This window comes from Mesorhizobium sp. M1406, assembly GCF_040317555.1.
GTDB lineage: Bacteria > Pseudomonadota > Alphaproteobacteria > Rhizobiales > Rhizobiaceae > Mesorhizobium.
Window position 1 is genome coordinate 59,063 of the sequence record NZ_JAMYKW010000017.1, and the last position, 16,071, is coordinate 75,133.

Genomic DNA, 16,071 nt, shown 5'->3' on the forward strand with positions numbered 1-16,071 from the left:
TCCTATTGCAGCCAGGCGGAGGGACCGACGCCGGCTTCGTCCAGCGTATGGCCGGTCCGGAAACGGTCGAGCCCGTAGCCCGCGATCAACGGATGCGGCTTGCCGGTGGCGATCGTGTGGGCGAAGCACCAGCCGGAAGCCGGCGTCGCCTTGAAGCCGCCATAGCACCAGCCTCCGTTGAGATAGAGACCGTCGATCTGCGTCGGGCAGATGATCGGGCTGGCATCCGGGGTCATGTCCATGACGCCGCCCCAATGACGCAGCAGACGGATGCGCGAGATGCACGGCATCAAGGCGATCGCCGCCTCGGCCACCTCGCGCACGACGCCGAGATTGCCCCGCTGGGCGTAGGAATTGTAGCCGTCGAGATTGCCGCCGAAGACCAGCCCGCCCTTATCCGACTGGCTGACATAGAAATGATCGGCGCCGTAGGCGACGACATGGTCGACCAGCGGCTTCAACGGTTCGGTGACGAAGGCCTGCAGGACATGGCTTTCGATCGGCAGATCAAGGCCGGCCTTGGCACCGAGCACGGATGTATGGCCGGCAACGGCGAGGCCGACCTTGCCGGCGCTGATCCGGCCTTTCGTCGTCTCGACGCCGACGATCCGTTCGCCATCGCGAATGAAGTCCGTCACCTCGCAGTTCTGGATGATGTCGATGCCATGGCCATCGGCGGCGCGCGCATAGCCCCAGGCGACGGCGTCGTGCCGCGCCGTGCCCGCGCGGCCCTGGAAGATGGCGCCATGGATCGGAAAGCGGGCCGTGTCGGAAAAATCGAGATAAGGCACCAGCCGGCGCACGTCGTCACGATCGAGGATGTCGGCGTCGATACCGTTCAGCCGCATGATGTTGGCGCGGTGGCCGAAGCCGTCGAGCTGATCGGCCGAATGCGCGGTGACGAGCTGGCCGCGCTGCGAAAACATGACGTTGAAGTTCAGCGCGCGCGACATGCCCTCCCAGAGCTTCATTGAGAATTCGTAGAACTGGGTGTTGCCGTCGAGCAGGTAGTTGGAGCGGATGACGGTGGTGTTGCGGCCGACATTGCCGCCACCGATGTAGCCTTTTTCGAGCACGGCGACATTGCGGATGCCATGGTTTTCGGCGAGGTAGAAAGCGGTGGCGAGGCCGTGGCCGCCGCCGCCGATGACGATCACATCGTAGGACGGTTTGGGCTCCGCCGCCCGCCAGGCGCGCTGCCAGTTCTTCTGGCCGGACAGCGCATTGCGGAAAATCGAGAATGCCGAGTAGCGTGCCATGCGTAGGGAGGCCTATCGAACGATCGGGCCGGTCGGCGTGCGGGTCAGCACTTCGGCGCCCGCATCGGTCAACAGCACGGTGTTGGAGATGAAGTCATCGCCACGGCCGGTGCCCATCAGCCAGGACAGGATGTGGAAGCTCATCCCGGTCTCGATCTCGAGATCGGAATCGTGCCGCAGCCCGGTCACCGAATTGCCGCCGGTCCATGATGGCGGCTGGCCGGCGCCGACAAGATAGCCGCAGTGATGGCGGCGATAGTGGGCAAGGCCGGCCTCGTCGGCGACGGCCTGCCAGGCGGCGTAGACATCGCGCGCCTTGGCCCCGGGCCGCAGCGCCTTGACGACCGCGTCGAACGCCTTGGCGGTCACTTCAGCCATTGCGGCGTCTTCGTCGCTGATGTGGCCGATGCGAACGAGCCGGCCGAGCGGCGCGTGGTAGCGCGAGATGCAGCCGGACAGTTCGACGAAGACCGGCTCGCCCGTGCGATAGATTCCGTCGCCCCAGGTCGTATGCTCCTCGCCAAGCCGCGCGGCCGGGCGGATAAACGGGCCGAAGCCCGGCGCATGGCCACCGGCGCGGATCATCGCCGAAACACATTGGGCGGCGACCTCCTGCTCGGTGGCACCGTCCGAGATCGCCGCGATCGCGGCCCCGGCGGCGGCGTCGGTTACCTTTGCGGCTTGCCGCATCAGGGCCTGTTCCTCGGCGCTCTTCACCCGCCGCATCCTGTCGACCAGACCGGAGACGTCGCTCCATCTGGCATCCACCTGCGTCTGCAGCGCCACGGCAAGCCCGTGGCTGAGCCCCGCCGTCCAATATTCGAGACCGATCCGCCTACCGGACAAGCCGAGTTCCGCGAGGACCCGCGCGGCAAGATCCGCCGCCGTTTCACTGTCGGAATGGCCACGGAACTCCGCTGCCGTCACCTGCTTCTCGATCGTCACCCTTTCCATCGAACGGGTAACCAGAACGGGCTTGCCTTCGAGCGGGACGATCAGCAGGTGAGGGGCAAAATATCCCCAGTGATCGAGCCCGGTGAGGTAGAAGACGTTCTCCGGCGAAGCGAAGACCGCCGCGTCGAGTTCGCGCTCGGCCAGTGCCGCACGGATCCTTGCAAGACGGCCGGCGATTTCGGCTTCGGAAAAGGGATTGCGGTCCATCAGGCATCCTCGTGCTTGCTGCTGCCGGCTTCGTTGCGGGCAGGGTCTCTCAACAGGTCCGGCTTCCCGCGCGCCATGGTCAGTCGATGACGATGAGTTCGCGCGCCACGTCGCAGAGGCGTTCCCCGCCGCGATCCGTGACGACGAAGGATTCCGAGATGGCGATGCCGAAATCGTCGAGCCAAACGCCGGCCATGAAGTGGAAGCACATGCCGGATTGCATTTCGGTGGTGTCGCCAGGACGAAGGCTTGCGGTGCGTTCGCCCCAATCGGGCGGGTATGCCAGCCCGACCGGATAGCCGACGCGGCTTTCTTTCTTCAGCCCGTTCTTGCGCAAGACAGCCTGCCACGCCGCTTCCACTTCTTCGGCGCTGTTGCCGGGCCGGGCCTTTTCGAGACCGGCGTCGACGCCCTCGACGATTGCCCTGGCCATATCGAGGATGGCCGCCGGCGGCTTGCCGAAATGCACGGTGCGCGTCAGCGCCGCGTGATAGCGGCGGCGCACGCCGGCAATCTCCAGGATCGCAAGGCCACTGTCCGGCAGCGGCGCGTCGGACCAGGTCAGATGCGGCGTGCTGGTGCCCTCGCCAACGGGCATCAGCGGACAGATCGCGGCATAGTCGCCGCCGGCTCCGGGCACGCCCATGATGTGCGCGTGATAGATCTCGGCGATGACGTGGTTCTGGGGAACGCCGGGCCGCATCTTGTCGATGGCGCGGTTCATGGCATGGGTGCAGATCGCACCGGCCTCGCGGATCAGCGCCAGTTCGGCTTCGGATTTGACCAGCCGCGCCCAATTGACGAGATCGTGGTTGTTGGCGAAGTGCGCGTCAGGCAATCCTTGGGTGAGATGGGCGTGGCAGCGCGCGGTGTAGTAATGCGCGTCCATCTCGACACCGATGCGAGCGGTTCCCCAGCCGCGCGAGCGGATCAGCTGGGCGAGCTCGTCATAGGGATGTTCGACGGGCTGCTGCACCAGCCGTTCCGAGAACGGCACGATGTTTTTCTCCGGTAGGCCAGTGGTCAGGCGCGCGCTGCGGGCATCTTGAGCCCTGCCGAACCAGATCGGCCGGTCCTCCTCCAGATGGATGAGCACGCACTGCGGAACATAAAACGACCATCCGTCATAGCCGGTCAGCCAGCACATGTTGGCGGGATCCTGACAGACGATGAGGTCGAAGCCAGCCTGTTCCATGCGTGCCTTCACGCCAGCCAAGCGCTGCGCATATTCCGCCTGCGTGAATGCCCCGAAATGGTTCGTGCTCGCCACCTGAATGCCCTGCCTCCTGGATATGCCTTGCGATGGGCAAAATTGCCTAAATTGTGCACAACTTGATAGGAGCTTGTTGTATGAATGTCGAATTTTCAAAGGTGTCTGTGTCTTGGCTTGCACAATGTCTAGGGCAGTTGTATACGTCTGGTCAAGCGCGTTTCAACCTCGAAGAAGGCCGCGACGCTGGGAACCATCATCAGTTGTTCAATGGGAGAAAAGCATGTTCAATTCATCGATCTCGCGCCGTATCGTCGTGAAGGCGGCGGCCTGTCTTGCTCTCGCCGCCACGTCACTGACGTCGCTGCCCGCTCATGCGGAAACCACCCTGGAGCGGGCCAAGAAGGACGGCTATATCCGCGTCGGCTTCGCCAATGAGGCGCCGTTCGGCTATGCCACGCCAGATGGCAAGTTGACTGGCGAGGCGCCCGAAGTCGCCAAGGCGGTGCTCGCCAAGATGGGCATCAAGCAGGTCGACGGCGTGCTGACCGAGTTCGGCTCGCTCATTCCTGGTCTCAAGGCCGGTCGCTTCGACATCATCGCCGCCGGCATGTTCATCACTCCCAAGCGCTGCGCCGAGATCAACTACTCCGAGCCTTCTTACGGCATCGGCGAGGCCTTGCTGGTGGCAAAGGGCAATCCGAAGGCCGTCAAGGACTTTTCGAGCTTCAAGGACAATCCCGATCTCAAGCTCGCCGTGATGGCCGGCGCGGTCGAGGGCGGCTTTGCCAAGGATGCCGGTGTCGCGGCAGGGCAGATCGTTTCCCTGCCTGACCAGTCCAGCCTCGTCGCCGCCGTCCAGTCGGGCCGTGCCGACGCCGCTGCGCTAACCGCCCTGTCTATCGCCGACATGGCCAAGAAGGCCGACGGCGTGGAATCGACGAAACCATTCGGCGAAGTTGCCGGCAAGTCGGTGAAGGGCCACGGTGGCTTCGGCTTCCGCAAGGAAGACACCGATCTGCAAGAGGCATTTAACGCCGAGCTGAAGAAATTCCTTGGCTCGCCGGAGCATATCGCACTCGTCGAGCCGCTCGGCTTCGGCAAGGACTACCTGCCGAACAAGACCACCGCCGAGCTCTGCGCCGGGAAATAGGGTCCCAACTGCTGGGCGGCGCGAAGGCGCCGCCTCTTTTTCGGAGAGGCAGATGGGAATTGGCACGCTTGTAGCGATGCTGGCGATTGCACTCACGGTCATCGGCATCCTGGCGACACAGCAGGCCTACAGCCTGTTTCTACCCGGCTTGCTGCAGGGCGCGGTCTTGACGATCGAGATCGCCATCCTCGGCAGCCTGCTCGCGATTATCATGGGTGTGCTTGCCGCGCTCGCCCGGCTCTACGGTCCGGCACCACTCCGATGGCTGGCAACGGTCTATGTCGAGATCTTCCGCGGCACCTCGGCGTTGGTGCAACTGTTCTGGCTGTTTTTCGTGCTGCCGCAATTCGGCGTCACGCTCGCCCCATTCCCGGTCGCCGTGCTGGCGCTTGGGCTGAACGTCGGCGCTTATGGATCGGAGGTCGTACGCGGCGCGATCCTGTCTGTCGCTCGCGGCCAGTGGGAGGGATGCACGGCGCTGAATATGAGCCGCGCCCAGATGCTGCGGCGAGTGATCCTGCCGCAAGCTTTTGTCGCCATGATCCCGCCCTGGGGCAATCTGTTCATCGAGCTTCTCAAATCGACGTCGCTGGTCTCTCTGATCACGCTCTCGGATCTCGCCTTCAAGGCGCAGCAGATGAACCAGAATACGTTCAAGACCATTCCGATCTTCACCCTCGTCCTGCTGATGTATCTCGTCATGTCGCTGGTCCTCACCATCGGCATGCGGCTGCTCGAAAGGCGGGCGTCGGCTGGTCTGGCGCGGGGGAAGGCAGCATGATCTGGGACTGGAACTTCACCCTCGAAATCCTGCCGGTGCTGGCGCACGCGGCAATCGTCTCGATCGAGGCGACGCTGATCGGCTTCGTGCTTGCCGCCACCCTTGGCCTGGTGCTGGCGGTCGTGCGCATCGCCGTACCGCGGACCGGCTGGACGATCTCGGTTCTGGTTGAGCTGATCCGCTCGACTCCACTGCTCATCCAGATATTTTTTATCTACTTCGTCTTCCCGAAATTCGGCCTCGTGCTCGACGCCTTCACCGCCGGCGTGCTTGCCATCGGCATCCACTACGCCGCCTATTGTTCCGAGGTCTATCGCGCCGGTTTCGACAACATCCATCGCGGCCAGTGGGAAGCCTCGATCGCGCTCAATCTGTCGGCCTGGACGACGTTTCGCGACATCATCATCCCGCAGGCGGTTCCACCGATCGTTCCGGCACTCGGCAACTATCTCGTCGCCTTGTTCAAGGAGACGCCCTTGCTTTCCGCGATCGCCGTGATGGAGCTGATGCAGACGGCCAAGATCATCGGCTCGGAAACCTTCCGCTACACCGAGCCGATCACGTTGGTCGGCCTGTTCTTCCTTGCCATGAGCCTGGTTTCAGCCGCGCTGATCCGGACTCTCGAACGCTTGCTCAACCAGAGGGCCACGCGATGACGGAACAACCGATGGTCCGTTTTGACAATGTGTCGAAACGCTATGGCACACTGACCGTCCTCGACGGGCTCAATCTTGAAATCGCGCGCGGTGAAAAGGTCTCCATCATTGGCCCTTCCGGCTCCGGCAAGACGACGGTGCTGCGCATGCTGATGACGCTGGAAACAATCAACGACGGCGTCATCTGGGTCGAAGGCGAGCCGCTGACCCATATGAAGAAGAACGGCATGCTCGTTCCCGCCGACCTTGCCCATATTCGCCGCATCAGGGCGAAGATCGGCATGGTGTTCCAATCCTTCAACCTATTCCCGCACATGACGGCGATGGCCAATTGCATTGAGGCGCCGATGACGGTGCTTGGCATGAAACGCGCGGATGCGGAGGCGCGGGCGGCCGAATTGCTGGAACTGGTAGGGCTGGCTCAGAAGAAGGACCATTACCCGTCACAGCTGTCCGGTGGCCAGCAGCAACGCGTCGCCATCGCTAGGGCACTGGCCATGCGGCCCAAGATCATGCTGTTCGACGAGGTGACGTCGGCGCTCGACCCGGAGCTTGTCGGCGAAGTGCTGCAGGTGATAAGGCAGATCGGGCGCGAGCACGATCTGACCATGCTGATGGTTACCCATCAGATGGGCTTCGCCAAGGAGTTTTCCGATCGCGTTTGCTTCTTCTACCAAGGCAAGATTTGTGAACAGGGGCCGCCAAACGAGCTATTCGGGGCGCCCAAAAATGAGCGGACACGGCAGTTCCTGCACGCTGTCCTGGAGGCTGGATGACGCTTGAAACGGATGCCGCGCCCACAGCCGTGACCCCGCGCCCGCTCTCGGCCCGGGAGCGGTTCGAGCGTATCTACCGGATCTTGCGCGACCGCATCTGCCTGCTGGACTATGCTCCGGGAAGCCGTCTCTCCGAGGAAGAACTCGCCCAGGAATTCGAGATCAGCCGGACGCCGGTTCGGCGCGTGCTGGCGCGGCTCGAATCCGAAGGTCTTGTTCAATCCGTCCATGGCGTCGGCACGATCGTCACGGACGTCGATATCGAGGAACTCCAGCAGGTTTATCATCTGAGGCTCGAGTTGGCGCTTCTGGTCGGCAAGCTGTCGCCGATCCCGCGCAAGCCGGAAGACCTCGATCGGATAAGAGCGCTTATCGCACGCTGTGACTCCGATATCCTCAACCCCGATCAGCGCGCTTTCTTGCGCCTTAACATGGATTTTTTCTACGAACTCACCGCGATGACCGGCAACCAGCCACTGCGCGAGATCAGCGAGCGCCTGTATTTTCAGGTTGCGCGGGTCGTCCTGAAGATGATGCCGCAATTGGGCCTTGTCGAAGAATTCACTGCCTTCCGCCGGGAGATGGAGGAAGTCCTTGCCGCCGCGGAGATCGGAGACTGGGAATCGATCGGCCATATAAGGCGCGCCCATATCTCGATGAACTTCCGCCGCATGATGCGTCACGCCGACGAGGCCACCGATTTCGACAATGGCATGTGATCTGCGGCATGTGATCCGCGCACCGGTCAGCGGTCGATCTCGCCGAACACGATATCAAGGGATCCGATGATTGCGGCGACATCGGCGATCATGTGCCCTCGGGACAGGAAATCCATCGCCTGCAGATGGGCGAAGGAAGGCGCGCGTATCTTGCATCGATAGGGAACGTTGCTTCCGTTCGAAACCAGATAGACGCCGAACTCGCCCTTCGGAGCCTCGACTGCCGCATAAACCTCGCCGGCGGGCACACGATGCCCTTCCGTGTAGAGTTTGAAATGCTGGATTGTCGCTTCCATCGAACGTTTCATCTTGGCACGTGGCGGCGGCGTGATCTTGTGGTTGGGGATCGCTACCGGCCCCTGGCCTTCCGGCGAGCGCAACTTTTCCAGGCATTGCTTCATGATCCGGACTGACTGGCGCATCTCCTCCATGCGAACCAGGTACCGATCGTAACAGTCTCCATTCTTCCCGACCGGTATGTCGAAATCCATCTCGGGATAGCATTCGTATGGCTGTGCCTTGCGCAGGTCCCACGGCGCTCCCGATCCGCGCACCATCACGCCGGAGAAGCCCCATGCCCACGCGTCATCAAGCCCAATCGCGCCGACATCGACGTTGCGTTGCTTGAAAATGCGGCTGTTGGTGAGCAGGTCGTCGAGATTGTCGCAGACCTTCAGGAACGGGTCGCAGAAATTCCAGATATCATCGAGAAGCTCGGAAGGCAGGTCCTGGTGCACGCCGCCGATCCTGAAATAATTCGCATGCATGCGGGCGCCCGAGGCGCGCTCGTAGAAGACCATCAACTTCTCACGCTCCGCGAAACCCCAAAGCGGCGGGGTCAGTGCGCCGATGTCCATGGCCTGGGTCGTGACGTTGAGGAGATGCGACAAAAGCCGGCCGATTTCGCAAAAGAGGACACGGATAAGTTGCCCACGCCTTGGCACCGATATTTCGAGCAATTTCTCGGCGGCGAGGCAGAAGGCATGCTCCTGATTCATCGGTGCGACGTAGTCTAGCCGGTCGAAATAGGGCAGGGCCTGCAGATAGTTCTTGTACTCTATGAGCTTTTCCGTGCCGCGATGGAGCAGGCCGATGTGCGGATCGGCTCGGTCGACGATCTCACCATCCAGCTCCAGCACCAAACGCAGGACCCCGTGGGCCGACGGATGCTGCGGTCCGAAATTGATGGTGAAGTTGCGAACAGCGGCTTCGGCCATGGGCTCTCCGCGACATCTGCGTTTCGTTGCTTCACGGCCGTATGTTCGGATGGCCGATCAAGTCGTCGTCTGGATGATCAGCGTCAACGTGCCATCACCATCGATGTTGGCGGCCACGACCTGTGAAGAGTTGAGCCCGTTCGCCCTCAGCGCCAATGTTGCCTGAGGCGATGCATCGATGGAGTTCTGCAGACGCAGCAGATCTTCCGCACTGGTCTGGGTGATCACGGCTTCCGCCTGTGCCTTGATTTCCGCGGGTAGATCCTCGACGGCGACGATGGCAACATCGGTGAAATTCTCGTTAGGCGCCCCTTGCTCGGGCGGTATCTGGTCCGGCAGGGGTGTCAGCTGTGGACCCTGCGGGTCGATGGTTTGCCCGTAGAGAGGCTGTGTGATGACCGCACCGGCAAGCGCGGCGACTATCGTCAACATTCGCATGGTCGTTCCTTGCATTTCTTTCGAAACGTCGAAGACAACCCTTGTGCCGAGCGATGGTTCCGTAAGCACGATGACCGCCGGGCAATTTCAATCGTTTCCCTTTGCCGCCGTAGCCGCTCTTACCATCGATAACTACGAAGCTATCGAGGTCCAGGAGATGCTGAAGGCAGGCCCGATGCTCTCAAGCAGGTTTCCGCGACCGGAGGGACAGCGCCCCATGCCTTTTTGCGAGATACGGATCCGGAAATTGACGATCTCCAGCCGATCGACAATGGATTTCACTATCGGCCGGCACCACTCCGTACGAAATCGACAATTGGCTACGGTGTGAAAATGCGCAATCATCGCAAGATGGGACGCCGGTTGGACGACAAACTCGATTGCAAGGCTTGCGGAACGATCCAGATGGACATTCCCGACGACGCCAAGGAGTCGACGCCAATCCATTGCAGCAATTGCGGTGCCTTCCTCGGCGAATGGGGCGAATTGCAGGACGATTTCTACCGCCAGGCTCGCGGCACCGAAGCATTCGACCTGCGCGACGGGAACATTATCAAGAAGTAGGACGCGATAAATGCAATCTCCGAACAGCCGCGGGGGTTGCTGCGTCGGTGTCGGCCGAGCGCACCTGTTCGGCCATGGCCTCGGTGTCGGCTAGCTGACATCGATGATGACCATCAGCCCGCCGCCGCCCTTTTCCTCGACGTTATTGTTCGTCGTGTGATGCGGAATGTGGCAGTGAATCAGCCACTTGCCGGGCCGCCGTGCCTTCCAGGCGACGTCATAACGCTGCCCCGGCCCAACATTGATCGTATCGGCCAGGAAACGCGCCGACGGGGCAAGGGTCTCGCCGTCGCGGGCGACGACCTCGAAGGGTCCGCCATGGATATGCATCGGGTGGATAAAGCCATTGTTGGTGCCGATGAAACGCACTTTCAGCGTCTCGCCGAGCTTCATATGGATCGTATCGGTTGAAGGATACGCTTTGCCGTTGATGGTGAAGAAGTTCGGCATGCCGCCGTCCATCGGCATCGCCGGATAGGTCAGGCCCTCGCGCACTAGCCATTCCTGGAGCTCGATCACATAGTCGTGGTCGGCCTGGACCTCGTCGGCGGGATTGGCGGGGTCGATGATCAGCGCGCCGTAGAGGCCGAGCGCCTGGGTGCGGTCGGGCTTGGCGTGCGGATGATAGAAATAGGTCCCGTGCTGGGTGGCGGTGAACTCATAGGAGTAGGATTGTCCGGGCTCGATCGGCGCTTGGGTAATGTCGGCAGGTCCGTCCATCTGGTTCGGCAGGATCATGCCGTGCCAATGCACCGTCGTTTCGTCCGGCAGGTCGTTGGTGACATTGATGCGTACCCTGTCGCCTTGGCGGATGTGGATGCGAGGCCCAGGAATCTGTCCGTTGTAGGCATAGGCATCGACCGCGACGTTGGGCAGTATCCGCCAACGGATCACCGACGGCCTGAGTTCGAACACCTTGATGCCGTTCTCCAGGCGAAACGGCAATTCCCGGTCGCCTCTGGCGGCGAGATCGTAGGACGCCGTCACCCGACGCGGATCGGCTGCCGCCATGTCACGCATTGCCTCGGCCGGGGTATCACGGTCCATGATCATGCCTTGCGGCATGATTACCCCGCCGACATCACGGGCCGACAGCGTCAGGTTCAGCCAGTTCGCCGGTGCGGCCATGCCGATCGCCAGCGCAATCACGGATACGATGCCGAGTGCCGAGACCTGTGGCGTCGTGGCGTCCGTCTTCATCTGGTGGCCACTGTTTTTGCCCCTGTGGGAGGTGTCGTTGTGGCTTGTTCCGTGCCGTTGGTGCGCGGATTGCTCTCGGCTGCTCGTTCCGGTGGTCCGCGGGCGCTGCGTCATCAATCCATGCTTCAGTCCGCGCGCCACCAGCCAGACATTGGCGGGGTAGGCGAGTGTGAAGCCGGCAATGACGCCGATCGACATCACGCCCCAGAATAGAAGTTCCGTTGGCTCCATCGCGCGCATGTCGCGCCCCATCATCAGGAAGCTCATCACAGGCGCCATACCCGCCATCATGAAGTTCATCGAGATGAACTCCGGCAGGAAGCTTTTGCGCACGTTCTCCCAATAGGTGCCGCCCATCATCGACTTCATGAACAGCGACTGAAAGATGAACAGACCGAAGGCGAAGCCGGAAACATATTCGACAATGAGGTCGAGCCACATAGGAAGACCGAGCGTCGCAGTGACGACGGCGGCGAGGATGATGCCTGTAGCATCTCCGGCAACGCAGTGAATGGTCGAGCCGACGCCTTGCTTCCACAGTGGTCTGGTGAAGTCCTCGTGCTCGCCCTGTCGCGGCTCCTTGTCGGCCAGCACATACAGCAGCAGGCCGATTGGACCCATGTAGAGGGTCACCAGGATGAATCCCCATTTCATCACCACCGGTTCGGGATTGTTGCGGTACTGGTCAATGCCGACATAGAGCGTCGAGGCAGCGGCAAGAGTGAACCAGGCAACAAGAAAATAGTCGATCGGCTGGACGAGCATGGGCAGAACCTGATTCTGGATCCGTGGCTGGTAATAACCCCTGTTTTCCATGAACGCGGCCGGCGGGTTTACGATCCAGCCAGTGAATTTGGCAATGACGAATTCTGTCAGGCTTCCGCTCTTGTCGGAGCATCGCCGCGCGATAATTCCCCTGAAGGGGTGGGCGCTTCTCCCTTTGAAACAGGAGCCGACCATGAAACACCAGACACTCGACCAACTGCATGCCGTCGCCGTCATCGAACCCTCGGCTGCATATTCGGCAATGACACGAAACCAGCGCATCGCGCGCTGGGCTGAACTTCTCGAGCGGAATCCCGGGCGACGCCTCGCGGCGTTTTCCGGCACCGAACACCTGCACCCGGAAGCACGCGCCACGGTGCATGGCGAGGGGTCGGCAATTGCCGTTGCCTTCGAAGACACGGTGCTGCGCGCATCAGGCCTAAGGGATGACACCTATGGCGAGGCCAAGCGCTTCTTCGAACTGAATGACTGGCAACTGCACGACATCGTCTGCGACTGTCACGTAGGCGCTACCATGAAAGCAGGGTGGGCCGCCGCCCGGGTCCGCGCAATGATCGGCGGGAACAGGTTTCTCGCGTGGTTGAAGCAAAGGATCATGCACTGAACGAGAGTTGGGAATTGTCGCGTGCCCGCAGCCGTGCGATTCCCGACCGCCCCATTTCCGGATCAGCGCCTGTCCTGGCGATACAGCCGGTATCGGTTGCGCGGTCACGTTTCCCGAACAACCGGGAAGGAGAAGAACTGTTCCGTTCACACCGACATCGACCACGCGATCCGGGTTCCTTCCACCGGCTTCATGCAACCCATCAAATCCGTTCGTATGTTCCGACGAGTTCTGCTTGCTCGATCAGATGTTTTTGCGCTTCCTGCCAGATACGCTGGATGCCGGCGCTTGCCGGGATAGCAAGGTTTGGCGTGTCGAGCGCGGCCAGCTTGAAATGATAGTGATGGACGCCGTGTCCGACCGGCGGTTCAGGGCCGTCATAATAGGCATTGCCGAAATCGTTCGTCGCCTGCCTGAGGGCCTGCGGACCCGGCTTGCCGCTTGCCGCTTCGGGAAGTTCCTGGGTGTCGGGGGACATGTTGAACACCGCCCAATGGCCGAACGTTCCGCTCGGTGCATCCGGATCCTGGACGACGAGAACAAGGCTTCTCGTATCATTCGGGACCCCCGACCACTTCAGCGGCGGAGATACGTTTTTGCCATCCCGCGTATATCTTTCGGGGATTTTTGCGCCTTCGGCAAAGGCGGAACTGCTGAGCGTGAGTGGCATGAGTTGCTCCTTCGGAAGACAATTGCTACGCGGATATCGGCGCATGAGGCCGACCTCAACGACCTCGCTGACGCTTGTTGTGAGAGCTTTCCTGGTTCTCTCCGCGGATAATGTTCCGATCATCGGGGTCGGCAATATCCCTCAGCTTGGGCCTGAGGTTGTCCTGCCGCGAGGCTGCGCGCTCAGCGTCGCTCTTTCCCAGCTCCGTCTTCGCGTCGAAGTCCTTGCCGGCATTCTTCGTATTTTCGCGCTTTTCGATTACGCGAAGGCTTTGCTCGTGGGTTTTGTTTCCGGCCATCGATAGCCTCCTTTCTCGTGCGGTTCGGGCGCTACTTGTTCGTCCGTATTTTCTGCCTTGGATTGATTCCGCCGGCGGCCGTCGTGTCGTTCTCGACGTCGCCCTCGATCGTGTTTTCGCCTTCAAGGTAGAGCTCATCGCCTTCCTTGATCGTGCCCTTGGAGGTTCCGATGCCCGGATTGTTCACCAGGTCGGCATCGCTCGGCTTTTTCGACTTTGGATGTCTGCTCGTGCTCATGAGACAACTCCTTCGAGGGTTTCGGTTTCAAAACCCAAGGCCGGCCGAAATGTTCCGAGCCACTCGCGGTTCGCCGACGGCTAAAGTCCGAACGGATAGGTGTCGGGAACGCCAGCTCTTGCATGCTCCGGGCCAAGCGGAGTTACCGCGGTGGTTTTGTCGAACCACACGAAGGCGTCGAATTGCTGGGGTAGGGAAACGTCGGCATAATGGCTGCGCAGTTCGGTTTCCGGCCGATAGATCACCCCGATGAAGCGTTCCAGCCTGCGTTCCAGGAGCCGCTCGCGCAGCGCCTCGTCGCGCTTCAGGTCGAGCAGAAAACGCGGAACGCGGCAGTCATGGCAAAGCCGCTCGTAGCTGTCGGCGTGTGAAGGCCGCACCTGCTTCACCCTCATCTCGCCGTCCCAGTCGGAGGCGGCGGCCACGGTGCCGGAATGCGTGCCCAGACCGATCAGGGCTGCCCTGTCGCCGAACCGTTGCCGGCAAAGCTGGCCGATATTCAGTTCGTCCCGGACGACGCCCATTTCGGTATAACGGGCATCTCCGATATGGGAATTGTGCGCCCAAACAACCGCCTTGGAATTCGGTCCATTGGCGTCCAGCAGATGTTCCAGCGTTTCGAACATATGCGTGTCACGCAGGTTCCAGGATTGCGCGCCGCCATAGTACATGATCCGGTAATAACGTTCGGCGGAGGCTATCAACCGGGCGTTCTGAGCGGCATCGAGAAAGTCGCTGCCGTCCCGTCGGGCATAGTCCAGTTGCCTGGCGAGCAGGTCTCGACATTGTTCGAGAACCGCCTGCTCGCATTCCCGGTAGCCAGAGGTCAGCGCCGCACGGCCGTAGGTGGACGGTTCGTTTTGCCACGGGGTCAGGCAGCCATAGCGCTCGCGCGCGATCTTCGCTGCCTGCGGATCAACCCGGTCAAGATATTCGAGAACCGCGGCTATGGACCCGCTCATATTGTAGATGTCGAGACCGTAGAATCCTGCTTGCCTGGATGGCTCGAGCTTTTCGTTGTGGTCGCGCATCCAGCCGGTGAAGGCCGCAACGTCGGTGTTGCGCCACATCCAGGTCGGGAACCGCTGGAATGGCGCGCTGACACCGGCTCGTGGCTCGCGATGACGAACATAGCGGTCGATGGCCGCGGCATCGGGCCAATCGGCTTCGACCGCAACAATTGTGAAACCGTGCTTGTCGACGAGCCGGCGGGTGATCGCCGCGCGCGCCTTGTAGAACTCCGACGTGCCATGGCTTGCTTCGCCAAGCAGAACGACGCGCCGGTCGGCGAACCGATCGAACAATTCGCCGAAGGCGGGGTCGTCGAAATCCGGAAGCGGCTCGGCCGCCATTGCGATCATATCGGGCAGACTGGCGGGATGCGGATGCCGGAGCGGACGACCGACCTCGACGATTTCGCCACTCTCGGGCCAGCCTTGCTCGCCGATGAGAGGGACGAACCGCACGCCGCCGAAATCCTCCTCGCTGTAGGTTGCAGCGCCCGTTCGGGTGACCTTGAGCAGGCGTTGCGAATTCAGATCGTCACCGACCGGAATGACGAGCCTGCCGCCGACATCCAGTTGTTCCTGCAGGGCGAGCGGCGCGCCGGGTCCGCTGGCCGTCACCACGATGGCGTCGTAGGGCGCTGCCTCCGGCCAGCCCTTGGTGCCGTCGCCGGTCCTGACCGCGATGTTCTCGTAGCCAAGTCTCTCAAACCGACGCTTCGCGGTTTCGGCCAATCCGGGATGACGCTCGATCGTGTAGACCTGTTCGACGATCCGGCTCATCACGGCCGCCGCATAGCCGGAGCCGGTGCCAATCTCCAGTACGTGGTCACCAGCCTTGACGTCCGCCAGCTCGATCATGAGCGCGACGATGTAGGGTTGCGATATCGTCTGTCCATCAGCGATGGGCAGTGGTCCGTCCTCATAAGCGAATTCTTCGAAGCCGGGATCGACGAAAGCCTCGCGCGGAACTTCCCGCATGGCCTGCAGGATCTCGCGACTGCGGATGCCACGCCGGGCGAGATGAACATTGACCATCCGGTCGCGAGCACTGGGAAGATCGAGCATTTTCAGCTCCCTTGGCGGCCGCTTGTCCGCGATTGTTCAAGGATATCCTTCGTCTTTGGCCGGTGAGCCACGTCCTCAGCCTTCAGCGGCTCTCCCGGCTCATGCCTCTAACCGCTGGAGGGCCTCAAAGTTCCTTCCGTATTTGCAGGACAAGTCCACCTGACCCGCTGGAGACGCCGACTGGTTCTTGCTTGCCCAAGCGTCGCCTCGGCATTGCTTCGAGCGCCATCGCCAATTTGGGCTTGCTCAGGCGCGAAGTCGCTCCAGTT

The 16,071-nt window shown here is 61.6% G+C and carries 17 protein-coding genes; 7 read left to right on the forward strand and 10 right to left on the reverse strand.

The window, feature by feature from the left end:
- Positions 1–2 precede the first annotated feature (2 nt).
- From NKH03_RS16640 to NKH03_RS16650, 3 genes are all read right to left on the reverse strand, one after another.
- Positions 3–1,259, reverse strand: coding sequence for a sarcosine oxidase subunit beta family protein (locus NKH03_RS16640; RefSeq protein ID WP_352969297.1), 1,257 nt, complete (start codon positions 1,257–1,259; stop codon positions 3–5).
- 12 nt (positions 1,260–1,271) lie between these two features.
- Entirely contained in the window at positions 1,272–2,420 is a 1,149-nt protein-coding gene (locus tag NKH03_RS16645) for a M24 family metallopeptidase (protein ID WP_352864539.1), read from the reverse strand.
- Between the two features lie 79 nt (positions 2,421–2,499).
- Entirely contained in the window at positions 2,500–3,690 is a 1,191-nt protein-coding gene (locus tag NKH03_RS16650) for a M24 family metallopeptidase (protein ID WP_352969299.1), read from the reverse strand.
- Between the two features lie 223 nt (positions 3,691–3,913).
- Here NKH03_RS16650 and ehuB point away from each other — a divergent pair, with 223 nt between their 5' ends.
- Genes ehuB through NKH03_RS16675 form a run of 5 tightly spaced genes read left to right on the forward strand, consistent with a single transcriptional unit; the run spans position 3,914 to position 7,715 of the window.
- A complete protein-coding gene (gene ehuB, locus NKH03_RS16655; protein WP_352656277.1) occupies positions 3,914–4,783 on the forward strand; it encodes an ectoine/hydroxyectoine ABC transporter substrate-binding protein EhuB in 870 nt (289 codons plus the stop codon).
- A 52-nt stretch (positions 4,784–4,835) separates the two neighbouring features.
- Positions 4,836–5,564, forward strand: a complete 729-nt coding sequence (gene ehuC / locus NKH03_RS16660; RefSeq protein ID WP_352969301.1) for an ectoine/hydroxyectoine ABC transporter permease subunit EhuC — start codon at positions 4,836–4,838, stop codon at positions 5,562–5,564.
- Positions 5,561–6,220, forward strand: coding sequence for an ectoine/hydroxyectoine ABC transporter permease subunit EhuD (ehuD, locus tag NKH03_RS16665; protein WP_352864546.1), 660 nt, complete (start codon positions 5,561–5,563; stop codon positions 6,218–6,220). The genes ehuC and ehuD overlap by 4 nt, the downstream gene beginning before the upstream one ends.
- On the forward strand, positions 6,217–6,996 hold the full coding sequence (ehuA, locus tag NKH03_RS16670) for an ectoine/hydroxyectoine ABC transporter ATP-binding protein EhuA (protein ID WP_352864547.1): 780 nt from the start codon (positions 6,217–6,219) through the stop codon (positions 6,994–6,996). Before ehuD ends, ehuA begins: the two co-directional genes overlap by 4 nt.
- The gene (locus NKH03_RS16675) at positions 6,993–7,715 is read left to right on the forward strand and encodes a GntR family transcriptional regulator (RefSeq protein WP_352969303.1); all 723 of its coding nucleotides are present in this window, start codon (positions 6,993–6,995) and stop codon (positions 7,713–7,715) included. Before ehuA ends, NKH03_RS16675 begins: the two co-directional genes overlap by 4 nt.
- 26 nt (positions 7,716–7,741) lie before the next feature.
- Here the strand turns inward: NKH03_RS16675 and NKH03_RS16680 are convergent, their stop codons facing one another.
- Entirely contained in the window at positions 7,742–8,932 is a 1,191-nt protein-coding gene (locus tag NKH03_RS16680) for an NADH-quinone oxidoreductase subunit D (RefSeq protein ID WP_352864549.1), read from the reverse strand.
- Positions 8,933–8,989: 57 nt separating this feature from the next.
- Complete coding sequence (locus NKH03_RS16685; RefSeq protein WP_352864551.1) at positions 8,990–9,364, reverse strand: hypothetical protein; 375 nt, start codon at positions 9,362–9,364, stop codon at positions 8,990–8,992.
- A 339-nt stretch (positions 9,365–9,703) separates the two neighbouring features.
- Here NKH03_RS16685 and NKH03_RS16690 point away from each other — a divergent pair, with 339 nt between their 5' ends.
- Entirely contained in the window at positions 9,704–9,934 is a 231-nt protein-coding gene (locus NKH03_RS16690) for a hypothetical protein (protein ID WP_352969304.1), read from the forward strand.
- Positions 9,935–10,024: 90 nt separating this feature from the next.
- Here NKH03_RS16690 and NKH03_RS16695 read toward each other — a convergent pair whose 3' ends face one another.
- A complete protein-coding gene (locus tag NKH03_RS16695) occupies positions 10,025–11,899 on the reverse strand; it encodes a multicopper oxidase domain-containing protein (protein WP_352969306.1) in 1,875 nt (624 codons plus the stop codon).
- Positions 11,900–12,092: 193 nt separating this feature from the next.
- Here NKH03_RS16695 and NKH03_RS16700 point away from each other — a divergent pair, with 193 nt between their 5' ends.
- Entirely contained in the window at positions 12,093–12,524 is a 432-nt protein-coding gene (locus NKH03_RS16700; RefSeq protein ID WP_352969353.1) for a hypothetical protein, read from the forward strand.
- A gap of 202 nt (positions 12,525–12,726) precedes the next feature.
- On the opposite strand, the gene NKH03_RS16705 is transcribed toward NKH03_RS16700, so the two are convergent.
- The 4 genes from NKH03_RS16705 to NKH03_RS16720 all read right to left on the reverse strand — a co-directional run bounded on the left by NKH03_RS16705 (position 12,727) and on the right by NKH03_RS16720 (position 15,802).
- On the reverse strand, positions 12,727–13,194 hold the full coding sequence (locus NKH03_RS16705) for a YbhB/YbcL family Raf kinase inhibitor-like protein (RefSeq protein ID WP_352969308.1): 468 nt from the start codon (positions 13,192–13,194) through the stop codon (positions 12,727–12,729).
- A gap of 55 nt (positions 13,195–13,249) precedes the next feature.
- Positions 13,250–13,492, reverse strand: a complete 243-nt coding sequence (locus NKH03_RS16710; protein ID WP_352969310.1) for a hypothetical protein — start codon at positions 13,490–13,492, stop codon at positions 13,250–13,252.
- Positions 13,493–13,523: 31 nt separating this feature from the next.
- Entirely contained in the window at positions 13,524–13,730 is a 207-nt protein-coding gene (locus NKH03_RS16715; protein WP_352969312.1) for a hypothetical protein, read from the reverse strand.
- Positions 13,731–13,810: 80 nt separating this feature from the next.
- Positions 13,811–15,802 (reverse strand): protein-L-isoaspartate(D-aspartate) O-methyltransferase, encoded by a 1,992-nt coding sequence (locus NKH03_RS16720; protein WP_352969314.1) that lies wholly within the window; start codon positions 15,800–15,802, stop codon positions 13,811–13,813.
- Positions 15,803–16,071: the final 269 nt, after the last annotated feature.